The 7,579-nt window shown below is 68.8% G+C and carries 7 protein-coding genes; 3 read left to right on the top strand and 4 right to left on the bottom strand.

Annotation, left to right across the window (positions count from 1 at the left end):
• Positions 1-156 precede the first annotated feature (156 nt).
• A complete protein-coding gene (locus tag KME77_RS02555; protein ID WP_219461367.1) occupies positions 157-705 on the bottom strand; it encodes a hypothetical protein in 549 nt (182 codons plus the stop codon).
• 138 nt (positions 706-843) lie between these two features.
• Complete coding sequence (locus KME77_RS02550; RefSeq protein ID WP_246609061.1) at positions 844-1,569, bottom strand: helix-turn-helix transcriptional regulator; 726 nt, start codon at positions 1,567-1,569, stop codon at positions 844-846.
• A gap of 141 nt (positions 1,570-1,710) precedes the next feature.
• Here KME77_RS02550 and KME77_RS02545 point away from each other — a divergent pair, with 141 nt between their 5' ends.
• Positions 1,711-2,586 carry a bile acid:sodium symporter family protein gene (locus tag KME77_RS02545; protein WP_219461364.1) on the top strand — a complete coding sequence of 292 codons (876 nt, stop codon included), beginning with the start codon at positions 1,711-1,713 and terminating at the stop codon, positions 2,584-2,586.
• Between the two features lie 38 nt (positions 2,587-2,624).
• Here the strand turns inward: KME77_RS02545 and KME77_RS02540 are convergent, their stop codons facing one another.
• The gene (locus KME77_RS02540) at positions 2,625-5,921 is read right to left on the bottom strand and encodes an ATP-binding protein (RefSeq protein WP_219461361.1); all 3,297 of its coding nucleotides are present in this window, start codon (positions 5,919-5,921) and stop codon (positions 2,625-2,627) included.
• Positions 5,922-6,126: 205 nt separating this feature from the next.
• A complete protein-coding gene (locus KME77_RS02535) occupies positions 6,127-6,342 on the bottom strand; it encodes a 2TM domain-containing protein (RefSeq protein WP_219461358.1) in 216 nt (71 codons plus the stop codon).
• A gap of 125 nt (positions 6,343-6,467) precedes the next feature.
• Here KME77_RS02535 and KME77_RS02530 point away from each other — a divergent pair, with 125 nt between their 5' ends.
• Together KME77_RS02530 and KME77_RS02525 are read left to right on the top strand one after the other, a co-directional pair.
• Complete coding sequence (locus tag KME77_RS02530) at positions 6,468-7,265, top strand: alpha/beta fold hydrolase (RefSeq protein WP_219461355.1); 798 nt, start codon at positions 6,468-6,470, stop codon at positions 7,263-7,265.
• Positions 7,266-7,335: 70 nt separating this feature from the next.
• Positions 7,336-7,579 (top strand): glycosyltransferase (locus KME77_RS02525; RefSeq protein ID WP_219461352.1); only part of this gene is annotated, 244 nt, incomplete at its 3' end.

The following is a 7,579-nucleotide window of genomic DNA, read 5'->3' as shown; positions in this document are numbered from 1 at the left end:
GTCACCAGCGGAAACGCGGTGACGGGCCTCTTACGTTGTGTCCGGCTGTCCACGGTCTACGGGTGGCTACGCTGCCGATTTCGCGGATTGTGTGCTGATCCGGGCGAGGCGTCCGGCACAGGAAAAGGGCCGGTCAGGGGTGGTGCAGGTCCTGACTTACAGATGTCCACCCATCCGCATCGGGTGCCTAGTTGTTACGGCGCGCCAGCCGAAACCGACGGAGCCTGCCAGCAGCACCACTCCGGACAGGACGCCGCTGACGAACGGCACCCACACGAGGGCGGTCGTCGGTGCCATGGCGAGACCGGCCGCGCCGAGCAAGGTGAGAGCCGCGCCGGGCGCGGCGATTCTCCAGTCTTTCCAGATCGGCGCCAGTGCGATGAAGTGCATGCCTACCACCAACGCCACCCAGGCTACGTTGGCCTGCTCGGGGACTTCCCAGGCGGCCAGCAACCGAAGGCCGCCGAAGAGCAGGATCGCCTCGGCGGCGACGATGATCAGGTAGCCGCGGCTGAACATGTTCCGCTGTCGTTCTCCGGTGGAGCGCTCCCTCCGGGCGATGGTGAACCACATGGCGATGACGCTTGCGGCCGCCACGCAGGCAGCTGCTCGCAGAATGCTGGCGGTGATGGTGTTGAGCGGGCTCTGGGCGTTCACGACGACGAAGACCGCACCGAAGATGGCGCCGATCAGCAATCCGTTCATTCGTTGCATGAGGTCATTGAAGTCCGGGCCGGCTTCCGTCCGCGTGGGGGCTGGGGCGAGAACGTGGTCGGTGTGGCACTACCTCGCCGTGCCGCGCAGGCAGTGGCATTACCTCGCCGCGCCGCGCAAGTAGTGGCATTATCTCGCCGTGCCGCGCAGGTAGGCGAGCACCGCCAGCACTCGTCGGTTGTCGTCCGGGTTCTCGGGCAGTTCGAGCTTGGCGAACACGCTGGCCACATGCTTCCCGACGGCTGCCTCCGTGATCGACAGGGCGCTCGCGACGGCGCCGTTGGAGCGCCCTTGCGCGATCAGGGCGAGCACCTCGCGTTCGCGTGCGCTCAGCGTGTGCGTCGGCTCGTCGACGTCCCTGGCGTTGGCCCAGGTCCGCTCAAACAGGTCGATGAGGGCGGTGAGGACGCTCTGCTGTCTGATCACCAGGGTGCCGGGAGCGTAGGCGAAGGGGGTCATCCGAAGGAACGCGACCGCGCGATCGAAGATGAGCAGTTGCTGGATCGGCTCGTCGACGACTCGATGCAGGTCGCCAGCGGCATGTAGCTGCCTGATCCGGGCTGCCTTGCGTGAGTCGTCCATCACGTTCGCGTGGACGACCGTGCGCATCGTCATGCCGCGTTCCAGGGCGTCGAGCACGTTACGCCTGCTTCTGTGCTCCTCGGAGCCCTTCTCCACCGCGCCCAAAGGATGCAGCGCGCGCAGCTCGCCGGCCGCGGGGACGACCTGCGCGATGTGCTGCCGGACGAGCGCATCGTCATCGACTCGCTCGACGTCGACAGGGATGCCTCGCAGTTCGCGTACCACCCCTTCCAGACGATGGACAAGCTGAGCCATCGACACACTGTCGTCCATATGTCTCCTTCGTGCTCCCCTCACCTGAGGCGGGTCCCTTAAGAGAGATTCTGGCCGGTGGGGTTGTGGGGGACGTTCGCGGCCCTCGGCTGGAGCACGGCGACCTACCAGAACCTGTGGGTATGCCCGAGAATGTCCGCCATGGGCTCCGCATTGATCTTGGCCAGTTTGCCCTTCGCCATCGGCATCGTCATGTTCGGCCTCGGTCTCAGCCTGACCCTGGACGACTTCCGGCGAGTGGGCCAGTACCCGAAGGCGGCCGTGGTCGCGCTGCTGTGCCAGATCATGCTGCTGCCCGTGGTCTGCTTCGCCCTGGTGCTCGCCTTCCGGCTTCCGGCGGAGTTGGCGGTCGGGTTGCTGCTGGTGGCGGCGTCGCCTGGGGGGCCTACGGCCAACCTGTTCAGCCACCTGTTCGGCGGGAACGTCGCGTTGAACGTCACGCTCACGGCGATCAACTCGGTGCTGGCCGTGGTCACCTTGCCGATCGTGGTGAACCTTTCGGCAGGGTTCTTCCTGTCCGGCGGGGCTGCCATTGGGCTGCAGTTCGACAAGGTGATGCAGGTCTTCGTGATGGTGATCGTGCCGGTCGCGGCCGGGATGCTGGTGCGTGGGCGGGCGCCGGAGGTGGCGCGGCGGCTCAACCTTCCCGTTCGGGTAGTGTCGGTTGTGGTGCTGGTCGGGGTGATCTATGCCGTGCTGTATTCGGAGCGGGAGAACCTTGTCGGTTATTTTGTCTCGGTTGGGCTGGCCGCCTTGGTCTTCAATGTCGTGAGCCTGGTGATCGGGTACGGCGTGCCGCGTCTGGCTGGCGTTGAGCATCGTGCGGCCACTGCGGCGGGGTTTGAGATCGGCATTCACAACACCGCGCTCGCCATCACGGTCGCGCTGAGTCCGACGCTGTTGAACAGCGCTGAGATCGCCATTCCGGGCGCGGTGTACGGAATTGTCATGTTCTTCACGGCGACCGGGTTCGGGTGGCTGATCCGGCGTCGAGCTCGTACAAGCCTGACGTCATGATCTGACGACGCACCGAGGTGCCGGGCAGTCGGTCAGAGTTAGGTGAGCAGCTTCTCGGCGCGGCGGGCGAAGAGGTGGGAACCGCGTTCGGCGGACCGGTCGCGGGCCTCCTCGGCGGCGGCTCGTACGACGTCGGCCGGTTCGCCGCGGGCGTGGAGCAGGCGCGCCCGCAGCAGCAGGACGAGTCCTTCGGCGTAGCGCTGGCCGTAGGCGTCGAGGGCCTGGGCCGCTCGGTCGAGGGCGGCGCCCGCCTTGTCCGGCATGTCGGCGGCCAGCCACATTTCGGCGCTCAACGCGTGGTGGTACGCGACGCCCCACCGCGGCGGGTCGACCAGGGTCTCGGCCAGGATCCGGTCCGTCTCCGCGGCGATGCCGGCCGGGTCGTCGCCGGTGAGGGCGCGGGCCCAGTACCAGTTCAGCCGGATGTAGTGCTCCTGCTGGACGGCGGCGCGGCCGGTGCCCGCGGTCATCCACCGGTCGATCGTGCGCAGCACCCAGCCGGGGTCACCGGCCATCGAAGCGATGATCGTGGTGTAGTAGGCCCAGGTCGCGACCGCGTACGAGTCGTCGGGGCCGTTCCACTTGTCGATGATGGTTTCCGCCGTCTCGACATCGCCGTGCAGTGCCGTCACGACGGCGTGCCAGCCGGGCCACTCGCCCGAGACGTCACGCCGGATCGGGGTCTCGCTGTGCGCGGAGACGACCCCTTCGAGCAGGGCGGGGTTGTTCTCGCTGAAGCATCGGTACGCCGCGTCGATCTCGCCGATGTCCCACTGGTGCAGGCCCCAGGCTTGCCGGCCGTACACGCGGACGACCGGATCGGAGGACGCTTCCCCCTGCTCGTACAGTCGGCGGACCAGGCGCACGCGGTCCCACTCCAGGAAGGTGTAGGCCCCGAACAGGCGGGCGAAGAGGAGGCCGGCCGCCTCGACCTCGCGGCCGAGCTGGCGGGCCAGCTGTTCGGCACGTTCCAGCAGGTCGAACGTGGTGCCGCCGAACCCCGCCTGCCGGCGCGGGGCGATGGCGAGCAGCGAGAGGGCGGAGAGTTCGAGCTCGGGGAGCCCGGCGTTCCGCGCGATCTGGGCGCCCGTTTGCAGGTGCCGATCGGCGGCGGCGAACGCGAGCTTGGTCGTCGCACGGCGGCCGGCGCGCTTGAGCGCCTCCACGGTACGGACCGGGTCGGCGAGGGGGCCGGCGGCGCACAGGTGGAAGGCGAGGCATTCGGTGATCGACTCGTCGTCCGTCCGGCTCCCTTCGAGCGCGTCCGCGACGCGCAGGTGCAGCCGGATGGCCCGTAGCTGCTCCGTTGTCTCGGTGACCGATTCGCGAACGAGGTCGTGTGCGAAGCGCCACGAGAACGGGTCCTGCGGCCCTGTTTCGAGCAGGCCGAGCGCGCGCAGCGGTTCGAGGTGTTCGAGGCAGTTCGCGACGTCGATGTCAGCGGCGCGGGCGAGCAGGCCGAGGTCGACGTCGCGGCCGATCAGGGCGGCGAGCCGGAGCAGGTCGCGGGTGCTGTCGTCGAGGCCGGCCATCCGGTCGCGGACGACGTCTCGCACGGTGGACGGCACCCCGGCCGAGGCCGACGCGTCACCATCACCGTCACCATCACCCCTGCTGTCGCCGAGCGCGCCTCGGTCGCCGGGCCCCTCGCGGTCGCCGAGTCCGCCGCGGTCGCCAAGTCCGCCGCGGTCGCTGAGGAGGCGTGACAGCTCACGGACGTAGAAGGGGTTGCCGGAGGTACGGACGTGGATGTTGCGGGCGATGTTCGCGCCAGGTTCATGGCCGGTCTCGCGGCGGATGAGTTCGGTCACGTCGGTCAGGCTGAGCGGGCCGAGGTGGATCCTGCGGTGGTTGGGCAGCCGGCTGGCGGCGGCCAGGACCCGCGACAGGTCGGGGCCGGGGGTGGGCGCGCGGTCGCGAAGGGCGCCGACGATCGCGGTGCCGGCGGGGAGCCGGCCCGCCAGATGGTTGAACAGCTGGAGCGAGGTGGCGTCGATCCATTGCAGGTCGTCCATGACGAGCAGCGTCGGCCGTTCCGCCGAGGCCTGGCCGATGAAGGTGACGACCTGCTCGAACAGGCGGAACTGGGCGCGACCGCCGGAGAGCGGCGGCGCGGTGTCGTCGTCCCGGGGTTCGAGGAGGCGGCCGAGTTCGCTGGCCAGCCACTTCTCGCGCGCCGTCCCGGGCAGGCGGTCGAGGACGATGGTGAGCGCCTGCTCCCACGGCCACATCGAGGGCGTTCCATCGCCTTCCAGACAGGAGGCCCAGACGACGAGCGCGCCATGCCGGTCCGCGGTGTCGGCGGCCTCTTCCAGGAGGCGCGTCTTGCCCGAGCCCGGTTCGCCTTCGACGACGGCGAGCCCGGTACGGCCGGTGAGCGCCGCCTCGATGGCTTGGCGCAGCGCGCTTAGTTCCTCACCTCGACCGACCAGACCCTGGCCGACCGGACCGGCAGCATGTCTCGCCGGTACGCGATCATCCCCGCTCTCCATGCCCGTGACCAGCGGCGTTGCCGGAGTCTGCGTCAGCACGCGCAGGTGCGCGGCCTGCAGCGCCGGGCCGGGGTCGATGCCGAGCTCCTCGGCGAGGCGGTCACGGACCGCGTGGAACGCTGACAGCGCCTCCGCCTGCCGTCCGGCGGCGCCCAGCGCGGTGATGAGAGCGGAATGTACGGGTTCGTGGAACGGCGCCATCGACGCCGCCAACTGCAACGGCGGGATCACCCGCTCCGGTCGGCGTGACGACACGGCCAGTTCGGCCGCCGTCGCGCAGGCGGCGTAGAACTCGTCGTCGAGGGCGGCCAGGATCGGCATCGCGGTCGGTCCGTAGGACAAACCGTCCCCCGCGGGTCCACGCCAGAGGCCGAGCGCGTCGACATAGTGATCGAGCGCCACGTCGCGAGCCACGCCAAGCGCTACGTCGTGCGCCTGATGGGCGAGGGCGGCCCGGGCGGCTTCGAGGAGCTCCCGGAACGTGAGGAGGTCCAGCGTGCCGGGGCCGGCGCTGAACACGTACGCGTTGCCGCGGCGATGCAGGTATTTACCGGCTGTCCGGGCGGGGAGCGCGGGTTCGAGCACCCGCCGCAGTGCGCCGACGTACTTCTGGATGAGGTTGAGCGCGCTGGCGGGGGCGTCGTCGGCCCAGATCAGGTCGATCAGTTCCCTCGTGCTGACCGGGTGGCCCACGCGTGCCAGGAGCAGGGCCAGCAGCTGCCCCTGCTGACGTGGGCCGACGTCCAGTTCGGCGCCGTCGCGCCACAGCCGCAACGGACCGAGGACCTGTAGGCGCAGTGAACCGGCGCCGTCGGGCCGGACGGGATGAGCGGGCCCGGTCACGTCGACTCCCGGATGGACATGACAGATTGGTCCGCTTGCGACCCGTTTCGGACCGCAGCGTGCACCGAGTATACGGGCGCGCGATTGGTCGTAGAAAGTGCTGTCAATCAAGGTTGTGGGGGTGTACGACGTCACGTGGCCGGAATGCCGGGATGTGACGCGCCCGCGCTGGCCGTGATGGGGTCGCCCGGAAGAACGACGTGGCTCAGTGCTCGGTATTCGGCCGGGGCGGCGAGTAAACGCTCCAGAAGTGAAAAGCCAGGCCGATGCCCCAGAAGACTATCGACCACACCGGCCAGAAGTGGTTTCCCGAGTCGTAGAGGGACCACACCACGACCTGGGCCACATTGGACAGGACATAAAAGAACAGATGAATGCGCAGGCCCCATTTCCGGGCGGTCTCGCTCTTTCTTGTGTTCATGCCCGCAGGTTAGGCCGGCGTACTTCTCAAAGACTGAATTGATCGACTCAGCAATCGTCCACTGTCCGGGATCTACTGTGACCCGCAATTGAGGTGCCGGTTGAACACATCGAAAGGACCCCACCATGACCACGACCCGCCGAGCGGTGCTGGCCGGATCCGCCGCTGTCGCGACCGGCGCCCTGCTGGGAACGTCCGAGGCGCGGGCCCAGCCCCGGCCGGGCGCCAGGCCCAAACCCACCGTGGTGCTCGTGCACGGCGCGTTCGCCGACTCCTCCGGCTGGAACGACGTCAGCGCCAGGCTCATCCGCGAGAACTATCCGGTGATCGCCCCGGCGAACCCGCTGCGCAGTGTGGCCACCGACTCCGCCTACCTGGCCTCCGTTCTCGCCACGCTCAGCGGCCCGATCGTTCTCGCCGCGCATTCCTACGGCGGGATCGTCATCACGAACGCCGCGACCGGTAATCCGAACGTGAAGGCGCTGGTCTACGTGGCCGCATTCGCCCCCGACGAGGGGGAGTCGCTGCTGCAACTGCAGACGAAATATCCGGGAAGCAAACTCGACGAGGCGGCGCTGGATTTCCGCCCTTACGGTGATGGCCTCGTCGACGGATACATCAAGAAAGGGGTGTTCCACGATGTCTTCGCCAAGGACGTGCCGAGGGCGGCCACCGATCTGATGCAGGCCGGTCAGCGGCCCGCTGACACGCGCACGCTCGGGGAGCCGTCCGGGGCGCCGGCGTGGAAGGCCATTCCCTCCTATTACCTCGTCGCCCGCAACGACCAGGTGCTTCCTGTCGCCGCACAGCGGTTCATGGCGCGGCGGGCCGGGTCACGGGTTCACGAGGTCGGCGCCTCGCACGTCGCGATGATCTCGCAGGCCGCGGTGACGGCCGACCTCATCAAGAGCGCCGCGCGCTGACGTACCGAAGTCGCTGACATATCGAAGTCGCTGACATATCGGAGTCGCTGACGTATTGGAGTCACCTGTCATGGCCATGCCGCTGCGCGGCGTTCCCGGTCTCGCCGCTCTCGTGCGCCCTCGCAGGATTCTCGTGGCCGGCGACACCTATCCGCCTGATGTGAACGGCGCGGCGGTGTTCACCCATCGGCTGGCGACCGGGCTGGCCGCGCGGGGTAACGAGGTGCACGTGATCTGCCAGTCCGACCAGGGCCCGGCGATGGCCGGGGTGGAGGACGGCGTGATCGTGCACCGGCTGCGCTCGGCCCCGCTGC

Origin of the sequence: Nonomuraea rhizosphaerae (genome assembly GCF_019396405.1) — a bacterium.
In the GTDB taxonomy this organism is placed as follows: Bacteria; Actinomycetota; Actinomycetes; order Streptosporangiales; family Streptosporangiaceae; genus Nonomuraea; species Nonomuraea rhizosphaerae.
This window is presented reverse-complemented; position numbering and strand designations above follow the sequence as displayed.